The sequence below is a fragment of the Pseudomonas neustonica genome, from assembly GCF_003797945.1.
GTDB classification, from domain to species: domain Bacteria; phylum Pseudomonadota; class Gammaproteobacteria; order Pseudomonadales; family Pseudomonadaceae; genus Halopseudomonas; species Halopseudomonas neustonica.
Genome location: NZ_RKKU01000004.1, coordinates 56221 through 76710 on the forward strand (window position 1 = coordinate 56221; position 20490 = coordinate 76710).

Below are 20490 nucleotides of genomic sequence, written 5' to 3' on the forward strand. Positions count from 1 at the left end.
GATGGCTCAGCAGGCTGCACGCAAGAAAATCGCGCTGATGCCGGGTGACGGCATCGGTCACGAGGTCATGGCGGCGGCTGATGCTGTGCTGCAGGCGCTACACGAGATTGAGCCGCTGCCGCTGGATTGGGAAACACTGTCGTGGCCCAGTACCGCCTGGCACCAGCAACACGGCGAGATGATGCCGGAAGATGCGCTGCAGCAAGTGCAGCGTTATGACGCGCTCTTGCTTGGTGCTCTGGGCGATCCGGGGCCAAGCAGTGATGCCCAGCGTTATCTGCTACCTGACAGTATCTCGCTGGCGCCACTGCTGACCTTTCGCAAGGGCTTGCAGTTGTGGGCGTGCGAGCGCCCTGCCAGGTTGTTGCCGGGTGCACCGCAATATCTTGCTGATCCACGCGCTGCTGATGTCGACATGCTGGTTATTCGCGAGAACAGTGAGGGGGAGTACGTTAACCAGGGCGGTCGCCTTAACCGGGGTACTGCACAGGAGGTGGCGACCCAGCTGGAGGTGTTTACCCGTCATGGTACCGAACGTCTGGTTCGTCACGCTTTTCGGCGTGCGCAACAGCGACTCGCTGCTCGGCCAAAAGGCAGTAACGCGTTTTTCTGCGCCGAAAAGGGCAGTGCTGGTGCACAGGTCTGCCTGATCACCAAGCGCAATGCACAGCCTTTCTGGGGCGATATGTACACCGAGGTGTTTGCCGAGGTGGCTAGTGAGTTCCCGGAAATAGGCGTTCACCATGAGCTGGTTGATGCCGCCTGTATGAAGTTTGTACAGACGCCATGGGCGTTCGACGTGGTGGTGGCGAGTAACTTGCATGGAGACATATTGACGGATCTGGCCGCTGTGCTTTCGGGCGGTTTGGGGCTGGCGCCGTCATGCAATATCAATCCAGACAGCCGGGACATGCCCGCGCTGTTTGAACCCACTCATGGTAGCGCGCCGGATATCGCCGGTCAGGGGAAAGCCAACCCTGCTGCCATGTTGCTCACCACAGCCATGATGTTGGACTGGGTGGGTTGCGCACAAGCTGCAGAGCGCCTGCGTATGGCGGTTGCCAAGGATCTGGTGACGGCCGCAGGTGCTTCGCGAACTTGTCAGGAGGTTACCGCTGGCGTCATCGCCGGACTGTAACCCCCTTCTGCTGTGTCAGGGCTCGCTTGGCGAGTCGCTGGCCTATCTATTTTCGAGCAAAAGCGGGCGCGACGTCCGCTGAAAGGACAGGAGACAGGCTATGAGTCATTTGTCACCACTGCTGAAGCAAGCCAGTAAGGTGTGTGTGGAACGGGGCGAAGGCAGTTGGGTGTTTGACGTCGACGGTAAACGCTATCTGGACTTTACTTCCGGTATTGGCGTTACCAGTACCGGTCACTGCCACCCCAAAGTAGTCGCTGCTGCTCGTGAGCAGGTAGGCAAGATTGTTCATGCGCAATACACCACCGTTGCCCATAAGCCCATGCTGGATCTGTCCGATCGGTTGTCCGAGCGTATGCCGGGCGCTATCGACTCGGTCGCTTTTACCAACTCGGGCTCCGAAGCGGTAGAAGCCGCCTTGCGGCTCGCGCGTCACGCCACTGGCCGCGCCAATATCATTGTGTTCGATGGCGGCTTTCATGGTCGCACCATGGCTGCAGCCTCGCTAACCACCTCGGGTACCAAAGTACGCACCGGCTTCCATCCGATGATGGCCGGCGTCGTCGTTGCACCCTTTCCGCATGGTTATCGCCACGGCTGGACAGAAGAGCAGGCCACCGACTTTGCCTTGCAAGAGCTTGATCACATCATGAAAACCCAGTCTGCCCCCAGCGACACCGCAGCCATGATCATTGAGCCGGTGCAGGGTGAGTTTGGCTATTACCCGGCCAATAAAGCCTTTATGCAGGGGCTGGCCGAGCGCTGTAAAAAGCATGGCATTCTCTTCATCTGCGATGAAATTCAGGCGGGCTATGGTCGTACCGGCAAGTTCTGGAGCCATGAGCACTTCGATGTGCAGCCCGATGTAGTGATTACCGCCAAGGGGCTGGCGAGCGGCTTCCCACTGTCGGCCATTGCTGCGTCCGAGGAACTGATGAACAAAGGCATGCCTGGCTCGCAAGGTGGTACCTATGGCGCCAACGCGGTTGCCTGTGCGGCGGCCCTGGCCACACTCGAAGTCTTTGATGACGAGCAACTGGTAGCCAATGCCGAAAAGCAGGGCGCTCGTCTGCTGAGTCAATTGAGCGAGCTGCAGCAAGGCTATCGTTTTATCGACACCATTCGCGGCAAGGGCTTGATGCTGGGCATGGAGATTGGCGACGACCACCGCACCCCTAGGGCGGATATCGCGGCCAAGTTGAGCGCCGCCGCCGAGGCCCACGGGCTGCTGCTCTTGCGTTGCGGTACCGACGGCCAAATCGTGCGTTGGCTGCCGCCACTGACCGTGTCTGCAAGCGAAATTGACGACGCCGTATCGCGCTTCGCCAAGGCGCTGCAGGAGGTGGCTGAGTGACTCGCATTCTGGTGCTGGTTGCGCCCGGTGAGCCACCTTTGCCGGGGCTTGAATCACTCCCCAACGGGATTGAGCTGACGACCGTCAGTGCTGAGGTGCAGCTGCGTGAGCAGCTCCCGCAGACCGATATTCTGGTCGTGACCGATTTTCGTACCGGGCTGCTGGAAAGCTGCTGGCCAGCGCAGCACAGCATCAAATGGGTACATGCCACCAGTGCCGGGGTTGATGCCCTGCTGTTCCCCGCGCTGGTTGAAAATGACCTAGTGCTGACCAATGCGCGAGGTGTCTTCGATCTGGGTATTGCCGAGTATGTACTGGGTGCGGTGCTGCTTTTTGCCAAGGATACGCTGGGTAATCTGCAGCATCAGCGCGCGCATCAGTGGCAGCACCGAGAAACCGAGCTTGTCAGCGGTAAACAGGCATTGATTATTGGCGCTGGCTCCATCGGTGGTGAGGTTGCACGGCTGCTCAGCGCCTTAGGTCTCGAGGTGACGGGTGTGGCTCGCAGTGCACGTGAGACCCCGCACTTCAAACGTGTGGTAGCCAACGATGACCTTCATAAGCACTTGCCAAGCGCAGATTACGTGGTGATCACCGCGCCACTAACGCCCACAACAGAAGGTTTGATCAATCAACGGACGCTGGCGCAGATGAAGCCTGAGGCGGTGCTGATCAATGTGGGCCGTGGCGCGGTAGTGGTCACTGATGACCTGGTCGAGGCATTGCAGCAGAAGGTAATTGCTGGCGCTGCGCTGGATGTGTTCGAACCTGAACCCTTGCCGCCCAATCACCCGCTTTGGGATATGCCCAATGTGATGATGTCGGCGCATATGTCGGGCGATTTTGTCGGCTGGCGTCAGGCGCTGGGTGAGCAGTTCAAGGCCAATCTCGAGCGTTGGTTGGCTAGTGAGGCCCTGTTCAATCAGGTTGATAAAGGAAAAAGCTGAGCGTCACGCGAAACAGGTGTTCAGTTCTATAAGGTTGTTTTCCACCTAAGGAGGCGGATATGTCCCAGGACATTCTTAAAATGACAGCGGTACAACTGCGGGAACATTATGCCGATAAGCAGTTGTCACCGGTCGAGGTTGCCACTGCGATGCTGGATCAGATCGAGCGGGTGGATAAACATACCAATGGCTTTTGCCTGGTTGATCGGGAGACTTCCTTGGGGTTCGCTCGCGAGGCAGAGCAGCGCTATCAGCGTGGCGAAGCCAATGGCTTGCTCGATGGGGTGCCCGTTGCGGTCAAGGACGTATTTCTGACGCCGATGTGGCCAACCATCAAAGGCTCTCATACCGTTGATCCGCAGAGCACCATGGGTAAGTCGGCGCCCTGTACGGCCGCTCTGGCGCGTCATGGTTATGTGCCCATAGGCAAAACCACTACTCCCGAGTTGGGCTGGAAAGGCGTCACTGACAACCCGGTCACAGGGGTAACCAATAACCCTTGGAATCCGGATACCACCTCTGGTGGTTCCAGTGGCGGCAGCGGTGTGGCGGTGGCGCTCGGTATGGCGCCGATCGCCTTGGGTACGGATGCCGGTGGCTCTATCCGCATTCCCGCTGCTTTCTGCGGCATCGTTGGTCTGAAGCCTTCCTTTGGTGAAGTACCGCACTGGCCGTCCAGCCCATTCGGTACCCTGGCCCACGCTGGTCCGATGACCTGGACGGTTGAAGATTGTGCGCTGATGATGAACGTGCTGTGCGAGGCAGACCACCGCGATACTAATGCGGTACCGCGGCGCAATATCGATTATCTGGCCAATCTGAAAGATGGGGTAAAGGGCCTGAAAATCGCTTACAGCCCTAACCTTGGTTATGTGGATGTAGATAAGGAAGTAGAAGCCTCGGTGGCTGAGGCCGCCAGGGTATTTGAGTCGCTTGGTGCCGAGGTGGTGCGGGTCGATCCCGGGTTCAGCGATCCTCTCGCCGCCTTCGGCCATCTATTCTATGGCGGTGCCGCCAACGCTATCCGTGATCTGGGTGCCAAGAAGCGTGCGGTAATGGACCCTGAACTGATCAAGGTGGCAGAAAAGGCATCGCGTCTGAGTATGCTCGATTACATGGGCGCGGTGAACGAGTCGATGGCGCTGCGCGAGCGTATGGCTGGATTCCATCAGAAGTACGATTTGCTGCTGACTCCAACGCTGCCCATCACCGCCTTCAAGACCGGACGTGAGGTCCCCGAAGATTGGCCCAGCACACGCTGGCCAACCTGGACGCCCTTTACCTACCCCTTCAACATGACGGGTCAGCCCGGACTGTCAGTACCCTGTGGTTTTGATAGCAAAGGTTTACCCATGGGGCTGCAGTTGGTAGGCGCACGCTTTAACGACGCTTTGGTGTTGCAGGCTGGCTATGCCTATCAGCAGGCTGCGCCTTTGACTGACCGTCGTCCAGACCTGTTTACTGCGTGACCCGGGGAGAGTGTTATGGCACTTGGAACAAGTGATGTAGACCTGTACGAATCTGAAGATCCGATGTGGAATCCAGCACTGCTGACCATTCCCATCCCGGGTATTCGAAAAATGGTCAACCTGGCCTCCAGCCTGGAAGATGTGATTCATCTGTCGATTGGACAGCCTGACCTTCCTGCACCAAAAAACGTGGTGGATGCAGCGGTTGAGGCTCTGCAGGCGGGACAGACGGGTTACACCATGGATGCCGGTTTGCCGGAGTTGCTGGACTCGTTGGCAACCTATTACGGAGATCGCTATCAGCGTGAACTGACGGCCGATAATATTCTGGTGACGACGGGTGCGACTGAGGCAATTTATTTGGCGCTGACCGCAGTGGCGGCGCCAGGGCGGCACTTTATTGTTCCCGATCCTGCCTTCATGCTTTACGCGCCCCTGATTCGTATGAATGGCGGCGAGGTGACTGAAATTCCGACGCGTGCGGAAAACAATCATCAGCTTGACCCGCAAGAGGTGATTGACGCCATCGAGCCGCATACCCATGCGATTGTGCTGAACTCACCCAGCAATCCCACCGGTACTCTGTATCCCAAGGAGACGCTGGAGGCCATTCTCGAAGAGGCGGCCTATCGCGGCATTCACGTTATCAGTGATGAGGTCTATGACCACTTGGTCTATGACGGCAAGGAGTACCCATCGGTGCTCTCATGCTGCAGCGACCTGGATCATGTGATGGTGGTCAGCAGTTTTTCCAAGACCTATAGCATGGCGGGCATGCGTATTGGCTGGCTGATCGCTAGTCAGGCGGCTATCAAGAAGTTGCGGCGCTATCATATGTTTACTACTACGGTCGCCAACACGCCTTTTCAGTGGGCAGGGGTGGCGGCACTGCGTGGCGGCAGCGAGTTTACCGATCATATGCTGGCGGAATATACCCGGCGGCGTGATCGTCTGGTGGAGCTGGTCGAGCAGACCCCTCATTTGACCGGCTATAAGCCAGAGGGTGCTTTTTACCTGTTTCCCTCTTTGCCGGAAGGCGTCAATGGCACCAACGTGGCGCTGCGACTACTGAAGGAAACCGGAGTTTGTACCATCCCCGGCGAGACCTTTGGTAATAGCTGCAACAACGCCCTGCGCCTGAGCTATTCGACGTCGCTGGATAAGATCGAAGAGGCATTTGAGCGGATTATTCCGTGGATGGCGAAGCAGGACTTTGGGTGATGGGTAGTGCGGTTATTTCATTTTGTGCACTGGTTGCTGAAAAGCGACTATAAATCGGGCTTTTATAAACTCGGCGGTTGCAGGAGCTGAGTGCAACACGGTTATTGAATTGACGCAGGAGCATCATATTGCATAGCCAAGGCTTTCTGCATCACTTCGCTCATGACTTCGATAGGACATTTGAAATCGAAGCGCTTACGTGGACGCATGTTCAGTTGAAACGCAATGGCATCCAGTTCTTCTTGGCTATGTACCGACAAGTCAGTGCCCTTGGGCAGGTACTGGCGGATCAGGCCATTAATGTTTTCGTTGCTGCCGCGCTGCCAAGGGCTGTGTGGGTCACAGAAGTAGATCGCCACACCGGTTCTCTGGGTGATCTCGGCGTGCTGTGCCATTTCCCGGCCCTGGTCGTAGGTCATGCTCTTGCGCATCGCCAGCGGCATGTTATTGAGGGCGGCGCTGAAGCCCTCCATTGCCGAGGTCGCCGTCGCGTCGTTCATCTTCACCAGCATCAGGTAGCCACTAGTGCGCTCCACCAGCGTACCTACAGACGAGGCGTTAGCCTTACCCTTAATAAGGTCGCCTTCCCAATGCCCCGGCATCAGTCGGTCTTCAACTTCCGGCGGGCGCAAGTGAATGCTGACCATCTCTGGAATCTGCCCGCGCCGATCCACACCGCCAAGGCGTGGTCTACGTGTCGTCTTGCCTTGGCGCAAACAAAGGATCAACTCCTTGCGCAGCTCACCGACGGGCAGGGCATAGATCGCGTTGTAGATCGTCTCGCGACAGACGTAGGCATCTCTAAGACTGGGTATGTTCATACTGCGCAGCTTGCCGGCAATCTGCTCGGGAGACAAACGCTGGCGCAGCATATGGATCACCAGTTCAAAGCGCTCACTACCTGGCAGCAGCTTTCGCATGGGCCGACAAGCCTGGCGGCGGACCTTCATCCGCTGCTGAGCCACGCGGGCCGAGTAGCTGCCAGCTGCATCTCGATTGCGGCGCATCTCTCGGCTGACCGTCGAAGGGGATCGGTTGATCAAGCAGGCAATCCTGCGCAAGCTGAGGCCTTGGGCATGACTAACTTGAATGGTGGCACGCTCTGCAACGCTGAGTTCGGAATAAGACATAGGGCAGCACCGTACCGGAAAGGTCAGGTGTTGCACTCAGTTTTTGCCGCCGCCCTCTTTTGCTAAAGCGGTTGTCCAATAGATGAGGCCGCAATGATTAAACTCATTGCGGTTATTTCATCTAAAAGGAGAAAGCCTGATGAATAGAATTATTTATATCGTGGGTGCCGTTGTCATTGTTCTGGCCATTCTCTCATTCCTGGGGCTTCGTTAAACGCTGGCTTGGTTAGTAAGTAAGCGCTTAAGGCATCTGATCCGGGTCAGTTGCTAAATTGCCACGCCGCGTTTTGTGGCGCGGCCGCTTTGTAAGTGTAAAATCTGCAAGTGATGTGTCGTCAGTAATCTATTCATTCAGCACTGCGATTTAACTGCTTCTTGTTAAATTACTTTCTCTTTACGTAGCCTTTCCAGATCCTTACTTGAATAACCCAGTTGCGACAATATCTGGTGTGTGTGCTCGCCCAGAGCCGGTCCAGTCCACTGCACGCTGCCTGGCGTTTCGGTCAACTTGGGCACTATGCCCGGCATCTTGAACGCCTTGCCATCGGGTAGGGTGGCGTTGAGGAACATCTCGCGTGCAAGGTACTGAGGGTCTTTGAACATATCAGCAGCGGAGTAGATCTTGCTTGCGGGCACCTCCGCGCGGTTGAGCACTGCCAGTACCTCCTCTTGTGTGCGTCGCGCTGCCCAGCTGTCGATCAATGCATATAACTCGTCACGTCGCTCATCGCGGCCAGCATTGTCGGCCAGGGATACATCCTCGGCTAAGTCATCACGGCCTATAGCGCGCATGAAACGCTGGAAAATGGCATCGCCATTGGCGCCGATCTGCACTGCTTTGCCGTCGTTGCAGGTGTGAATGGAGGAGGGCGTAATGCCAGGCATGATGTTGCCACTGCGTTCACGCACAAAGCCCATGACATCAAACTCCGGCACCATGCTTTCCATCATCGCAAATACAGCTTCGTACAGGGCGACATCGACTACCTGCCCTTTTCCTTGATTAACCTCCCGGTGGCGCAGCGCCATGAGCGCGCCAATGACAGCCCAGAGCGCTGCAATAGAGTCGCCGATGGAAATGCCGGTGCGCACCGGTGGGCGATCCTCAAACCCGGTGATGTAACGCAGCCCCCCTACCGATTCGCCTACTGCGCCAAAACCCGGTTGATCCTTGTAGGGCCCGGTTTGGCCGAAGCCAGATAGTCTTACCATGACCAGCGCCGGGTTGAGTTCGTGCAGGATATCCCAGCTCAGGCCCAGCTTTTCCAGGGTGCCGGGGCGGAAGTTCTCAATCAGTATGTCGGCATCAGCCAACAGTTGCTTGAGGATGCGAATACCGTCCTCGGACTTCAGGTTGAGGGTGATTGACTGCTTGTTGCGGGCCTGCACAAACCACCACAGTGAAGTGCCTTCATAAACTTTGCGCCATTTACGTAACGGGTCGCCGCCGTCGGGTGACTCTACCTTGATAACCTCGGCGCCAAACTCCGCGCAGATGCGCGCAGCAAAAGGGCCGGCAATCAAAGTGCCCAACTCGATAACCTTGAGTCCAGCCAAGGGTTTGGCGGCGTTCATGCACTCTCCTCATGAGTTTTGTTCTGGTTGCACAGTGTAGGCGATTGCGGCTAGCCCAAGAAAGCGGGCCGAGTTGGGGTGTTATTCGTGGGGAGCGAATCTGGCCGGGTGCTGTCATATCACTGATATTCCTGCGCTGGACCGGGCCGCTGCTTGCGGTTAGCGTATTGGTCTGCGGTGCTCAGGCGAGGCTTGGGTGCAGCGACAAAGAAAAATACGCATACTGCCGTTAATTACCAGCCTCTGTATTGCCATGAACAAGGAGTGCCACCTTGGCCACCAGTTTGCTCGTACTGATTGATGATATTGCGTCATTGCTCGATGATGTTTCCTTGATGACCAAAGTGGCCGCAAAAAAGACCGCTGGCGTACTGGGTGATGATCTGGCGTTGAACGCGCAGCAGGTCACCGGAGTCAAGGCTGATCGAGAGCTGCCGGTGGTCTGGGCGGTTGCCAAAGGCTCCTTCCGCAACAAATTTATTTTGGTGCCGGCGGCATTGCTGATCAGTGCCGTGGCGCCATGGCTGATCACCCCTGTGCTGATGCTGGGTGGTGCCTTTCTTTGCTACGAGGGGGCGGAAAAGCTCGCGCATCGTTTTCTGCATGACACCAAAGCGGAGCATGCAGAGACAGTCAAAAATCTATCCAGCGATCCTGCTGATATCGTCGCCAGAGAAAAAGAAAAGATTAAAGGGGCGGTGCGTACCGATCTCATTCTGTCTGCAGAAATTATCGCTATTACCCTGGGTACTGTGGCTGACGCTGAGTTTTTGCAGCAGGTGATTGTGGTGTCGGGCATTGCACTGGTTATGACCGCCGGTGTCTACGGATTGGTTGCGGGTATCGTGAAACTGGATGACGCTGGCCTGGCGTTAGCTCAGCGAACCAGCGAAGCGGCGCAGAAACTGGGCGCGGGTATTCTATGGTTTGCACCCTGGTTGATGCGCACGCTTTCGGTCGTAGGTACTGCAGCCATGTTTATGGTGGGCGGTGGCATTCTTACCCACGGTGTCGGTGTGTTGCACCATTGGATTGAAAACAGCGCAGGCATTGCAGGCGAGCTGCCTTTCGTGGGTACCGTACTTGGCGGGCTATTGCCGACACTGATCAATTCTGGGCTGGGGGTGGTTGCGGGGGTGGTTATTTTGTCCGTTATTACCTTGATCGGACGTTTGCGTAAACGCTGATTAACGCTGGCTTAGATTGTGCGCATGGGTGGTGAGGTCGCCGCCGATTCGATACTGGTTGTTGCCGCTGCGTTTGGCCGCATACATGGCCAGATCGGCAGCATGAATCAGCTTGTCCATAGTTACGGCGTGATCCGGGAAGACCGCGACCCCCAGGCTGGCGCCGATACGATGCTGCCAGCCATTTAGCGTTAATGGTGGTGCCAGCTCGGCAAAGATCTTTTCGCACAGATTGTGAGCTTCTTCGGTTAATCGCAGCTCGGGTGCCAATCCTTCCATCAGTATCACAAATTCGTCGCCGCCCAGGCGCGCGACCATGTCGCTGCTTCTAAGGCCTTTGCGTAGGCGGCCAGCGACCTCTATCAGTAGCTCGTCACCGATCGCGTGCCCATGTTTGTCATTGATGTGTTTGAAATTATTAAGATCGATGAACACCAGCGCCACGCGCGTTTTTTGGTTGCGTGCAACGGAAAGAGCTTCATTGAGTCGTTGTTCCAGCATCAGTCTGTTGGGCAGGCCGGTCAACGGGTCATGATGCGCTAGCTGCTCGAGCGCTTGGGTTGAGCGTTTGTCTTCGGTGATGTCGCGGACCACGCCCATCATCTTGAACGGTCGTCCTTGCTCATCTTTTACCACGTTACCGGTTTCCCGCACCGAGTGGACGCTACCGTCGGGCCAAACCACGCGGTACTCCTCATCATGTGTAGCGCCCGTCTCGATACAGACCATCTCGCTGGCCCGAACCTGCTCCCGATCATCCGGATGGACGCTATCGCAAAATAGCTGGTAGGACGGAGTGATTTCTCCTGGCTGATAGCCAAACATGCCGTAGATAGCTTCGGACCAGTAGAGTTGATCGGTTCCTATGTCCCAGTCCCATGTGCCTATTTGGGCGAAATACTGGCTACGTTTTAATCGCTCCATTGCTTCGTGGCTGGCGCTGGCGGGTTCGTTCGGGTGAATCAACAGGACAGGAGTGCGCCTATCGACGTCGTGCAGACGGGTAACGTTTAATTGATGCTTGGTCATTTCGTTGTTTAGCGCCACTGTTTCCAGGCGCTGCAGCTTTACCGGTAGCGTTTCCATCATCGGCAGCCAGCGACTGACCGGGGTGCCATTGAGTAGATGAGAGGGGCATTGCAGTAGCTTGGCTGCGGAATTGTTATGCCAGCTTATGCGGCGCTTGCGGTCCAATATGAGGATGCCGTTGGGTGACAGGTCCAATATGGCTCGAAAGCGCCGCATTTTCTGTCGGGTGCTCAGTACAAGTACGGCCGCCATCAGCGTTAGCAATAGGCAGATAAAGATTGAAAGCAGGCTCATCGTGGGCCTCGTTTGATATTCATTAGGCCAGTATAACCATGATGCTGCGGGTTGCAGGTCAATACTGGCGTTTTGGCATGAATTCTTCCAGCGCTGAACCTTGGATACGCTTTTGACTCCGAATAGCATCGATAATGCAATTGCCATGGCCAGCGACAGGGAGGCGATATGATCTGGGAGCAGGAAACCCTTAATGTGATAGGTCGTACCTTACTGCACGAGTTTTCTGATTTATCCGACGTAGAGCAGGGTACGCGCGTGACGCTTCGATTGGTGTTGGCGGTTCTGCTGGGCGGCTTATTGGGTATGGAGCGTGAGCAGCAAGGCAAGGAGGCGGGGGTGCGCACGCACATGCTGGTGTCGCTCGGCGCTGCGCTCTTTGTTCTGGTGCCGGATATGGCAGGGGCGATGGACGATGCGATGAGCCGGGTTATTCAGGGCGTTGTTGCGGGCGTCGGCTTCCTTGGCGCGGGCACTATCCTCAAAAGTAACCGTAATGACGAGGTCAAGGGTTTGACTACTGCCGCAGGTGTCTGGCTGACCGCCGCCATTGGCGTCACTATCGGTTTGGGGCACGAGGCAACCGCACTTCTGGCAGCAGTAATGGCGTTCGTCATCCTGCACCTGGTGCCCTCGCTGATGCGGCGCGACTCCTCTGGTAGCTAGGTAGGTCGTGGGTTCTGGCGCATAGTCAGAACAGTCGATAGCACAAGCCAAAGGCGAGGAGGCGCGCTGCTTTTATTCACCGCAGTCCAGGTTGCGGCGGATATCGAATTGCTGCCGGCCTCGGTTCTGGCCAACACGATCAGTTACAATGCCTGCCTATTTTTCATCAGGATGCATTTCTCATGGCGCTGCAGGCTACTCCCTACAAGGTTCAACTGAACATCACCGATACCGACCTGGGCGTCTACGAAAATGTGCGCATGACGGTGGCGCGCCATCCTTCAGAGACGGAGCAGCGGCTCGCTACGCGTATTCTGGCTTATGCGCTCTGGTATCAGGAGCGCTTGGCGTTTGGTCGCGGTCTGTCGGATGTGGATGAGGCCGCGTTGTGGCACAAAAGTCTGGATGACCGCATCGAGCACTGGATAGAAGTTGGGCAGCCAGACGCCGAGCGTCTGACCTGGTGTTCGCGCCGCGCAGAAAAAGTCTCCCTGCTGGCCTACGGCAATACCAAGGTGTGGGCCAGCAAGCAGTTGCCTGGAGTAGCAGGGCTGAAAAATTTGAACATTGCGGCACTGCCTTCCGATGAGCTGGATGCGCTGGCCGCCAATATGGGGCGTACCATCGATTGGGGCGTCATGATCAGCGATGGCGTGCTCTATGTTAGCGATGGTGATGCACAGCATGAGCTGGCTCTTGAGTGGCTACAGGGAGAGCGCTGAGTTTTATGCTGATCGAATCTCGTCAACCACCGGAACAGCTGCCCGATCTTGGCGACATCTCGCCGTTATTGACTCGGCTTTACGCGACGCGCGGCGTGCAAAGTGCTGCCGAGCTGGATCGGGGCTTGCGTGCGTTGCTGCCCTATCAGCAGCTCAGCGGGATGGATGCGGCGGTCGAGGTTTTGTGCGAGGCATTGGCCGCACAGCAATCAATTTTGGTCGTGGGTGATTTTGACGCTGATGGTGCTACTGCCAGCAGTGTGGCGGTTCTGGCGTTACGTATGCTCGGCGCGCAGCAGGTTGATTATCTGGTCCCCAACCGCTTTGAATATGGTTACGGACTGACGCCGGAGATTGTGGCGGTCGCATTGCAGCGCAGCCCTGATCTGTTGGTAACGGTCGATAACGGGATATCCAGTATCGATGGCGTGGCGGCGGCCAAGGCTGCCGGATTACGGGTGCTGGTGACCGACCACCACCTGCCCGGTAGCGAGCTGCCGCAGGCGGATGCCATCGTCAACCCTAGCCAGCCAGGCTGCGCCTTTCCGAGCAAGGCGATGGCGGGTGTCGGAGTGATTTTCTACGTAATGCTGGCGCTGCGCGCCAAGCTGCGTGATAGCGGCTGGTTTGCCACCCATGCTGAGCCTAATTTGGCTGAGCTGCTCGATCTGGTGGCACTGGGGACAGTGGCAGATGTGGTGCCACTGGATGCAAATAATCGTATTTTGGTGCATCAGGGCTTGGCGCGGATTCGTGCTGGCCGCTGTCGCCCCGGTATTCGCGCTTTGCTGGAAGTCGCCGGGCGGCCTGCAGACAAGCTGGTATCGACCGACTTGGGCTTTATTGTTGGCCCCAGACTGAATGCAGCCGGTCGGCTGGATGACATGAGCCTGGGTATCGAGTGCCTGCTGACCGAAGACGAGGGGCTGGCGCTGGATATGGCGCGTGAGCTTGATGGCCTTAACCGCGATCGTAAATCGATTGAGCGCGACATGCAGCAGCAAGCGCTGAAAACCCTTGATGCCATGCAGCTCGATGAGACAGATTTACCCTTTGGGTTATGTCTTTTTGATGTTGAGTGGCATCAGGGTGTGATTGGTATCCTGGCGTCCCGCCTTAAAGATCGTTTCCATCGCCCGGTTATTGCGTTTGCTGATGCCGGTGAAGGCATGATCAAGGGGTCGGCGCGCTCAGTTGCCGGCCTGCATATTCGTGATGCGCTGGACGCAGTTGCTGCGCAGCACCCACAGCTGATCAGCAAGTTTGGCGGGCATGCCATGGCCGCCGGGTTGTCGTTGCTGGAATCCGATTTTGCTGCATTCCGTGATGCCTTTGATACAGAGGTGCGACGTCAGCTTAGCGCGGCTGACCTCACTGGCCGCCTGCTGTCGGATGGTAGCCTGCAGGATCACGAGTTATCGATGCAGACCGCCGGTCATCTGCGCGAGGCTGGCCCTTGGGGGCAACACTTTCCTGAGCCGCTATTTGATGGCGAATTTAAACTGGTGCAACAGCGCCTGGTAGGCGAGCGTCATCTGAAGATGCTGCTACAAACGCCCTCTGGTAGTGACCTTTATGATGCTATTGCTTTTAATATTGATCCGCAGTGCTGGCCAAACCAGCAGGTAAGCCGAGTCCGTATTGCCTACACGCTGGATATTAATGAGTTTCGCGGCCGGCAGAGCCTGCAGCTCATGGTGCGTCATCTGGAGGCGCTGGACGGGTAGCGTCACCTTTCTCCTTCGCAAAGAGGGGATTGACGCCTTGCTTGGTTTCCGTTCTGATAGCGGTACAAAAATGCGAAATGCGTCACAATTCAGCGGTATGCCGTTCTGTGACGCATAAATAATTGCACGAGCAAGGATGTCACGTGTGCCCGATCTGAAGCAGAAGCTGGTGGCAATGCAGCGCAATCTCGGTTTGAATCCCGACGAGATTCGTCAGCGTTTACGCCTGTTGTTGATTACTGAAGCCCGACTCCCGGCATTGCAGGAAAACCTGCGCCAACTCGATCGAGTTCACCTCGATTGCATCCACGCGTTATTTATCCACCTTGAGCAGTTCGATGAGCCGGCCCAGCAGATGCAAGAGTCTGCTCAGCTGCTGCAACTGCAGCTCGAACAACAGCATTACTTTCGGCGGATGCTGCGTGGACCCTACGATATGCAGTATGCGCGCTTGCGTCTGTTGGTCGGGCTAAAGCATCAAGGACAGGGCCTGGGGCTGAAATGGTACCTGGGCGCCTTCCACTTCTATCTGGACTATATGCACACGGCTATTCGCCGTGAGTGGGCTGAACAACCGCTGCTTGCGGAGCAGCTCTATGCCAGTCTTTTGAAAGCGGCATTTTTTGACATTGCGCTCACGGTTGATAGTTACGCAAGCGCTGACAAAATGGCCCTGCAGGCAAGTCAGGACCGTTATTCCAGAGCCTTGCGCGGTGCCAATGATGGACTCTGGGAGTGGCATGTCGAGGACGACTACCTATATGTCTCCGAGCGCTGGTCAGCGATGCTCGGGCTCGACAGCAAGCATGCGCCAATGTCTTTCGAGGGCTGGGCCGACCTGATGCCGGAGGCACAACGTCTGCTTTTCCGATCGGCGGTGCAGGCCCACCTGGAAGGGCGTCAGGCCTTTTTGCATGTTGAGTGTCAATTGCGCGATAGCTGGGGGCAATTAGTCTGGGTGCTGATCCGTGGCGTAGTGAGTACTGATCTCTATGGCAAGCGATTGCTGGCGGGCTCACAGACCGATATCAGTCAACGCAAGCAGGCTGAGCAGGAGTTGGCCCACGCTACGCTGCACGATAGCCTGACCGGACTACCCAATCGACAGAGCGCCAGCCAGTTAATAGCGCAGGCTTTGCAGCGTCAGCGCAAGCCTGGCGCGCGCAAGGCTGCTGTGCTCTTTATCGGCCTTGACCGCTTTAAATTGATCAATGACAGTCTGGGCCATCAAGCCGGTGATCAGGTATTGATTCAGGTTGCCAATCGGATTGAGCGTTGCCTGCGTCCTGGTGATCACCTGTGTCGTTTTGGCGGTGATGAGTACGTTGTACTGCTTGATGATATGGCGCTGGAGCATGATGCCGAGCTGGTCGCCAAACGCATCATGCAGGCACTACAGTACCCTCTGGTTGTTGATGGGCGTCGACTCAGCGTTAGTGTCAGCATTGGTGTGGCGCCGCTCAAAGGGCAGGACTATCACCAGGATGCCCTGCGCGAAGCGGATTTGGCACTTTACCGAGCCAAGGCCTTTGGCAAGTCGCAGCTCGCTCTTTTCAGCGATCGGCTGCAAGAGGAAGTGCATCAGCGACTTAACCTGGAGAATGCACTCAGCGAAGCGCTCTCGCGCAAGCAGTTTGAACTCTATTATCAACCGATAGTGAGAGTGTCGGCAGGTCGCTCTAAGGTGGTTGGCGTAGAGGCGTTGCTGCGTTGGTGGCAGGACGACAGGCTGGTGCCGCCGGACGAGTTTATCTCGGCGTTGGAAGAAAGTGGTGAAATCGTCAAGGTCGGTGATTGGGTGCTGCAGCAGGCCTGCACACAAGTACGTCAATGGCAGCAGGATGGCTTGCCCGGGCTGCGCTGTTCGGTAAATTTGTCCAGCAGGCAGCTGCAGGAAGCTGGCTTCGCTCGACGCGTGGCGCAGGTGCTGCAGGAGTCTGGCTTGCCGGCGACCAGTTTGGTTCTGGAAATTACCGAAAGCCTGCTGATGCGCGATGTACCCGATACATTAGCGACCTTGCGCGAGCTGGAAAGCATGGGCGTGCGTATTGCGCTGGATGATTTCGGCACGGGTTTTTCGTCTCTGGGCTATCTACACCGCTATCCACTGCACATCATCAAGGTCGACAAGAGCTTTGTCACCAAAGCGCCGCACGATGAGCGGTTGAAAGCGATCAGTCGAGCTATTATCAGCCTCGGTCGTGGGCTGGAAATGGATGTGGTTGCTGAAGGCATCGAAACGCTAGAGCAGATGGACTTTCTGCAGCTTGAGGGTTGTCAACTGATCCAGGGTTATTGGTTTAGCCAGCCGCAATCTGCTGCTCTGATACATCCCGTGCTGTTGCGTCTTTCTGGCGTCTCGAGTGAGTCTGTGTCTGCTGAAGCAATGCTTTTGCAGTAAGCGCTGCTATAGTTCTTTGACATTTAATGAACGGGTGATTTTATGCGGCGCTGGCTATTGGCATTTGTGGCAGGTTTCCTGGCAGTTCTCTGCTTTCATCAGGTCGCTTTGGGCTTGCTGCATTCGGCAGGCATCGTACCCTTTGCGCCTTTCTCGCTGACGCCAACTGAACCCCTGGGTGTGCCGTCGGTATTATCGGCCTCTTTTTGGGGCGGGCTCTGGGGGCTGGCGCTGGTATGGGTTTTGGCCCGCTGGGGTAATAGCCTTGTTTGGCTTAAGGCCGCTCTATTTGGCGGCGTCGCCTTGACGTTGGTGGCTCTGATTGTAGTATTTCCCCTCAAAGGCTATGGGTTTGATGTGGCGCAGTTACCAGCTCGCTTCGTCATTGGGTTTATTCTCAACGCATTCTGGGGTGTCGGTACTCTCGTGTTCTTGCGTTGCTTTGGTCGCTAATCGCTCATTGCGAACGGCTACAAAGTTGATGGCTGTACCTCGAGTTAGGGATGCTTGCTTCCAATAGCTTAGTGCCTCCTATTGTCGTTCACGCTGTGATCGGCAATAGGATTTCCGGGTGCCTAACTACGCAAAGCAGTGTTTATACATAACCTCGTTTCTTTCATTCTCTGGATTGCTATCGGCGCGCTCGGCATTTTGCCTGCGTGGCGAGGTGCTGTTGCCTGTACTACTCTGCAATAGCATGCATGGCTTGGTCTCCAGGTTATGTTTTTATATCGTTATGTGAAGCCGGGTTTCAGGGAGAGGTCTATGTCAATCAGGAGCGTGAGTATTGGTGTTAGGGCTGTCATCTGCTTTTCGTTGCTAGCGCTATTGCTGGTCGCGGTAGCCGGGCTTTCATTGACTCAGATGAAGCGCATGGACCACATGTCCGAGCAGATCGATGAGAATTGGCTGCCAGCGATACTTGCAACCAATGATATGGGCGTTGCTATTGGTCGAGTACGTGCGTTGACGCTACGTCTACTGACGCTGAAAAGTCCTGAAGATACCGAGGATACCATTCGCCGCATGGGCGATGCGAAAGCGACCCTGGATGCGGCCGAAGACCGCTATAAGTTGCTTATTTCTTCGCCAGAAGAGGAGGCCGTGCATGAGCGTTTCGCTAATTCAGTGAAGCGCTACATGGAGCAGCAGGCAAAGATTATCTCTTTGGAGAGAAGCGGTGCGCGGGAGGCTGCGCTTGAGGTGGTCAATACAACACTGAATGATTATGCCGACGATATGATGCAGCAGCTTCAAGCACTAAAGGAGCTTAATCGTATTGGTGCATCTGAGGCTACCAAGACGGCTGATGCGAGTTTCAATAGCGGGTTTACCCTGGTGGTTGCGCTTTCCATTGGTGCGATGATTCTTACGGTCATCCTTGCGTTCATGTTGATTCGCAGTATCGTCAGCCCCCTGTCTCAAGCCGTTACCGTCGCTCAAACCATTGCCTCCGGTGATCTTACCCAGCGATTTGCCGTAGAGGGTAAGGATGAAGCTGCTCAGCTGCTCGAAGCACTTAGAGTGATGCAGAGCAGCTTGCGTGACACTATTCAAAGTATCAGCAGCTCTTCCATACAGCTCGGGTCTGCGGCGGACGAGCTCAACGCCGTTACTGAGGATTCTAACCGGGGGATGCGTCAGCAAAACCATGAGATGGAGCAGGCAGCTACCGCGGTAAACCAGATGACGACAGCGGTGGAGGAGGTGGCAAGGAACGCCGTGAGTACCTCTGAGGCGTCCAAAGATACGGACGAAAGTGCGCGTGATGGAAGTGAGCGGGTGCGGCAAACAGTGTCCGCGATCAATGAGCTGGCAAGCGATATGACCGCTACCTCAGAGAGTGTGGAAGGACTGGCTAACGATATTCGAGATATTACTCAGGTGCTCGATGTTATCCGCGCGGTAGCCGAGCAGACTAATTTATTGGCACTAAATGCGGCAATTGAAGCGGCCAGGGCCGGTGAGCAGGGTCGGGGTTTTGCCGTTGTCGCTGACGAGGTTCGTGCGCTGGCGCATCGCACACAGCAGTCCACCGAAGAAATCGAAAGAATGATTTCGATTGTGCAAAAAGGTGCCGCCAGTGCGGTATCAGCTATGCAAAAAAGCATGGGGCAGGCGAATTCGACGCTCGGGCTGGCTCAAGCCTCAGGCGAAGCGCTAGGCAGGATTACGCTAGCCATAGGCTCCATCAATGAGCGCAATATGGTCATCGCCAGTGCTTCAGAAGAGCAGGCGCAGGTAGCACGAGAAGTAGATCGTAATCTGGTGAATATCCGCGATCTGTCTATGCAGGCTGCCTCAGGAGCTGAGCAGACAAGCTCTGCCAGTCACGAATTATCTCGTTTGGCCGTGGATTCAAATCAACTGGTCGCGCGCTTCAAACTATGAGTTTGTTGCTCTCAAAGCGCTATAGGAGATAGCCGGGGCTGTCTCTTCTAGCGCACTTAGACGCTGCACTCGGTACCCGATTTCCGCTACAATATCCGCTTTTTCCTGCCGGGATGAGTCAATATGGAAATCAATCCGATTCTGAACACCATCAAAGATCTGCGTAGTCGCTCCGAAACCATTCGGGGGTATCTTTGACTACGATCAAAAGCATGAGCGCCTGATCGAAGTTGAACGTGAACTGGAAGACCCCAGCGTCTGGAATGAGCCTGAACGCGCCCAGAATCTGGGTCGTGAGCGTGCGCAACTGGCGCAGATCGTAGAAACCCTGGACCAGATGAGCAGCGGCCTGGCTGACGCGTCCGAATTGCTGGAAATGGCGGCGGAAGAGGAAGATCAGGGCGCCGTAGACGATGTGGTGGCGGAACTGGCTCGGCTGCAGGTAGCGTTGGAGAAGCTGGAGTTTCGACGCATGTTCAGCGGCGAGATGGATGCCAGCAACTGCTATCTGGATATTCAGGCTGGCTCTGGTGGTACTGAAGCGCAGGATTGGGCCAATATGCTGCTGCGCATGTACCTGCGCTGGGCCGATCAGCGTGGTTTTGAAACCGAGATTGTCGAGCTGTCCGAGGGCGAGGTAGCCGGTATCAAGAGTGCGACCGTTTATATCAAGGGTGAATATGCCTTTGGTTGGCTGCGCACCGAAATCGGTGTGCATCGCTTGGTCCGCAAGAGCCCGTACGACTCGGGTAATCGCCGACATACCTCGTTTTCAGCGGTGTTTGCCGCCCCTGAAATCGATGATGATATCGAAATCGATATCAACCCGTCTGACCTGCGGGTTGATACCTACCGATCCTCCGGCGCTGGTGGCCAGCACGTTAACACTACTGATTCTGCCGTGCGTATAACCCACGTACCTACCAATACGGTGGTCAGTTGCCAGAACCAGCGCTCTCAGCACGCCAACAGGGACACCGCCATGAAGATGTTGCGGGCCAAGTTGTACGAGCTGGAAATGATGAAGCGTAGTGAAGCAGCACAGGCACTGGAAGAGACCAAGTCGGATATCGGCTGGGGTCATCAGATTCGCTCTTATGTGCTGGACCAGTCGCGGATCAAGGATTTGCGCACCGGCATCGAGAACAGCAACTGCAACGCAGTGCTTGATGGCGATCTGGATGAGTTTATCGAGGCCAGCCTGAAGCAGGGTTTGTAATCGCAGAAATCAGCCGAGTG

At 56.1% G+C, this 20490-nt stretch carries 16 protein-coding genes; 13 read left to right on the top strand and 3 right to left on the bottom strand.

Annotated features, from left to right (window positions below):
* Position 1: 1 nt before the first annotated feature.
* The 5 genes from EF096_RS05305 to EF096_RS05325 all read left to right on the top strand — a co-directional run bounded on the left by EF096_RS05305 (position 2) and on the right by EF096_RS05325 (position 6129).
* Positions 2 to 1138, top strand: a complete 1137-nt coding sequence (locus tag EF096_RS05305; RefSeq protein ID WP_123888583.1) for an isocitrate/isopropylmalate dehydrogenase family protein — start codon at positions 2 to 4, stop codon at positions 1136 to 1138.
* A gap of 100 nt (positions 1139 to 1238) precedes the next feature.
* Positions 1239 to 2492, top strand: coding sequence for an aspartate aminotransferase family protein (locus EF096_RS05310; RefSeq protein ID WP_123888584.1), 1254 nt, complete (start codon positions 1239 to 1241; stop codon positions 2490 to 2492).
* On the top strand, positions 2489 to 3439 hold the full coding sequence (locus EF096_RS05315; protein WP_123888585.1) for a D-2-hydroxyacid dehydrogenase: 951 nt from the start codon (positions 2489 to 2491) through the stop codon (positions 3437 to 3439). Before EF096_RS05310 ends, EF096_RS05315 begins: the two co-directional genes overlap by 4 nt.
* Positions 3440 to 3498: 59 nt before the next feature.
* Positions 3499 to 4908, top strand: a complete 1410-nt coding sequence (locus EF096_RS05320) for an amidase (protein WP_123888586.1) — start codon at positions 3499 to 3501, stop codon at positions 4906 to 4908.
* Between the two features lie 15 nt (positions 4909 to 4923).
* Entirely contained in the window at positions 4924 to 6129 is a 1206-nt protein-coding gene (locus tag EF096_RS05325) for a pyridoxal phosphate-dependent aminotransferase (protein ID WP_123888587.1), read from the top strand.
* Between the two features lie 101 nt (positions 6130 to 6230).
* Here EF096_RS05325 and EF096_RS05330 read toward each other — a convergent pair whose 3' ends face one another.
* Together EF096_RS05330 and EF096_RS05335 are read right to left on the bottom strand one after the other, a co-directional pair.
* A complete protein-coding gene (locus EF096_RS05330) occupies positions 6231 to 7259 on the bottom strand; it encodes an IS30-like element ISPsp4 family transposase (RefSeq protein ID WP_123888588.1) in 1029 nt (342 codons plus the stop codon).
* Positions 7260 to 7637: 378 nt separating this feature from the next.
* Positions 7638 to 8834, bottom strand: a complete 1197-nt coding sequence (locus EF096_RS05335) for a CaiB/BaiF CoA transferase family protein (protein ID WP_123888589.1) — start codon at positions 8832 to 8834, stop codon at positions 7638 to 7640.
* A gap of 272 nt (positions 8835 to 9106) precedes the next feature.
* On the opposite strand from EF096_RS05335, the gene EF096_RS05340 reads away from it, so the two are divergent.
* The gene (locus EF096_RS05340) at positions 9107 to 10021 is read left to right on the top strand and encodes a DUF808 domain-containing protein (protein WP_123888590.1); all 915 of its coding nucleotides are present in this window, start codon (positions 9107 to 9109) and stop codon (positions 10019 to 10021) included.
* Here EF096_RS05340 and EF096_RS05345 read toward each other — a convergent pair whose 3' ends face one another.
* Complete coding sequence (locus EF096_RS05345; RefSeq protein ID WP_158611239.1) at positions 10022 to 11344, bottom strand: diguanylate cyclase domain-containing protein; 1323 nt, start codon at positions 11342 to 11344, stop codon at positions 10022 to 10024.
* Between the two features lie 168 nt (positions 11345 to 11512).
* Here EF096_RS05345 and EF096_RS05350 point away from each other — a divergent pair, with 168 nt between their 5' ends.
* The 7 genes from EF096_RS05350 (at position 11513) to prfB (ending at position 20470) form a co-directional block, all read left to right on the top strand.
* A complete protein-coding gene (locus EF096_RS05350; protein ID WP_123888592.1) occupies positions 11513 to 12010 on the top strand; it encodes an MgtC/SapB family protein in 498 nt (165 codons plus the stop codon).
* A 182-nt stretch (positions 12011 to 12192) separates the two neighbouring features.
* Complete coding sequence (locus EF096_RS05355) at positions 12193 to 12732, top strand: YaeQ family protein (RefSeq protein WP_123888593.1); 540 nt, start codon at positions 12193 to 12195, stop codon at positions 12730 to 12732.
* Between the two features lie 5 nt (positions 12733 to 12737).
* Positions 12738 to 14459 carry a single-stranded-DNA-specific exonuclease RecJ gene (gene recJ / locus EF096_RS05360; protein WP_123888594.1) on the top strand — a complete coding sequence of 574 codons (1722 nt, stop codon included), beginning with the start codon at positions 12738 to 12740 and terminating at the stop codon, positions 14457 to 14459.
* A 145-nt stretch (positions 14460 to 14604) separates the two neighbouring features.
* Positions 14605 to 16860 carry an EAL domain-containing protein gene (locus tag EF096_RS05365; RefSeq protein WP_235869637.1) on the top strand — a complete coding sequence of 752 codons (2256 nt, stop codon included), beginning with the start codon at positions 14605 to 14607 and terminating at the stop codon, positions 16858 to 16860.
* Between the two features lie 42 nt (positions 16861 to 16902).
* A complete protein-coding gene (locus tag EF096_RS05370; protein WP_123888596.1) occupies positions 16903 to 17313 on the top strand; it encodes a hypothetical protein in 411 nt (136 codons plus the stop codon).
* Positions 17314 to 17625: 312 nt separating this feature from the next.
* Entirely contained in the window at positions 17626 to 19251 is a 1626-nt protein-coding gene (locus tag EF096_RS05375) for a methyl-accepting chemotaxis protein (RefSeq protein ID WP_123888597.1), read from the top strand.
* Between the two features lie 123 nt (positions 19252 to 19374).
* Positions 19375 to 20470, top strand: a protein-coding gene (gene prfB / locus EF096_RS05380; RefSeq protein WP_123888598.1) for a peptide chain release factor 2 whose coding sequence is annotated in 2 segments (ribosomal slippage) — positions 19375 to 19446 and positions 19448 to 20470 — 1095 coding nt in all. Because the reading frame shifts where the segments join, the coding sequence is not laid out codon by codon here.
* The last annotated feature ends 20 nt before the right edge of the window (positions 20471 to 20490 follow it).

Bases quoted from the DNA above. Each gene is read 5' to 3' on its own strand.
- EF096_RS05305 (WP_123888583.1), top strand. From the start codon at position 2: ATGGCTCAGCAGGCTGCACGCAAGAAAATCGCGCTGATGCCGGGTGAC.
- EF096_RS05310 (WP_123888584.1), top strand. From the start codon at position 1,239: ATGAGTCATTTGTCACCACTGCTGAAGCAAGCCAGTAAGGTGTGTGTG.
- EF096_RS05320 (WP_123888586.1), top strand. From the start codon at position 3,499: ATGTCCCAGGACATTCTTAAAATGACAGCGGTACAACTGCGGGAACAT.
- EF096_RS05325 (WP_123888587.1), top strand. From the start codon at position 4,924: ATGGCACTTGGAACAAGTGATGTAGACCTGTACGAATCTGAAGATCCG.
- EF096_RS05330 (WP_123888588.1), bottom strand. From the start codon at position 7,259: ATGTCTTATTCCGAACTCAGCGTTGCAGAGCGTGCCACCATTCAAGTT.
- EF096_RS05335 (WP_123888589.1), bottom strand. From the start codon at position 8,834: ATGAACGCCGCCAAACCCTTGGCTGGACTCAAGGTTATCGAGTTGGGC.
- EF096_RS05345 (WP_158611239.1), bottom strand. From the start codon at position 11,344: ATGAGCCTGCTTTCAATCTTTATCTGCCTATTGCTAACGCTGATGGCG.
- EF096_RS05350 (WP_123888592.1), top strand. From the start codon at position 11,513: ATGATCTGGGAGCAGGAAACCCTTAATGTGATAGGTCGTACCTTACTG.
- EF096_RS05355 (WP_123888593.1), top strand. From the start codon at position 12,193: ATGGCGCTGCAGGCTACTCCCTACAAGGTTCAACTGAACATCACCGAT.
- recJ (WP_123888594.1), top strand. From the start codon at position 12,738: ATGCTGATCGAATCTCGTCAACCACCGGAACAGCTGCCCGATCTTGGC.
- EF096_RS05370 (WP_123888596.1), top strand. From the start codon at position 16,903: ATGCGGCGCTGGCTATTGGCATTTGTGGCAGGTTTCCTGGCAGTTCTC.
- EF096_RS05375 (WP_123888597.1), top strand. From the start codon at position 17,626: ATGTCAATCAGGAGCGTGAGTATTGGTGTTAGGGCTGTCATCTGCTTT.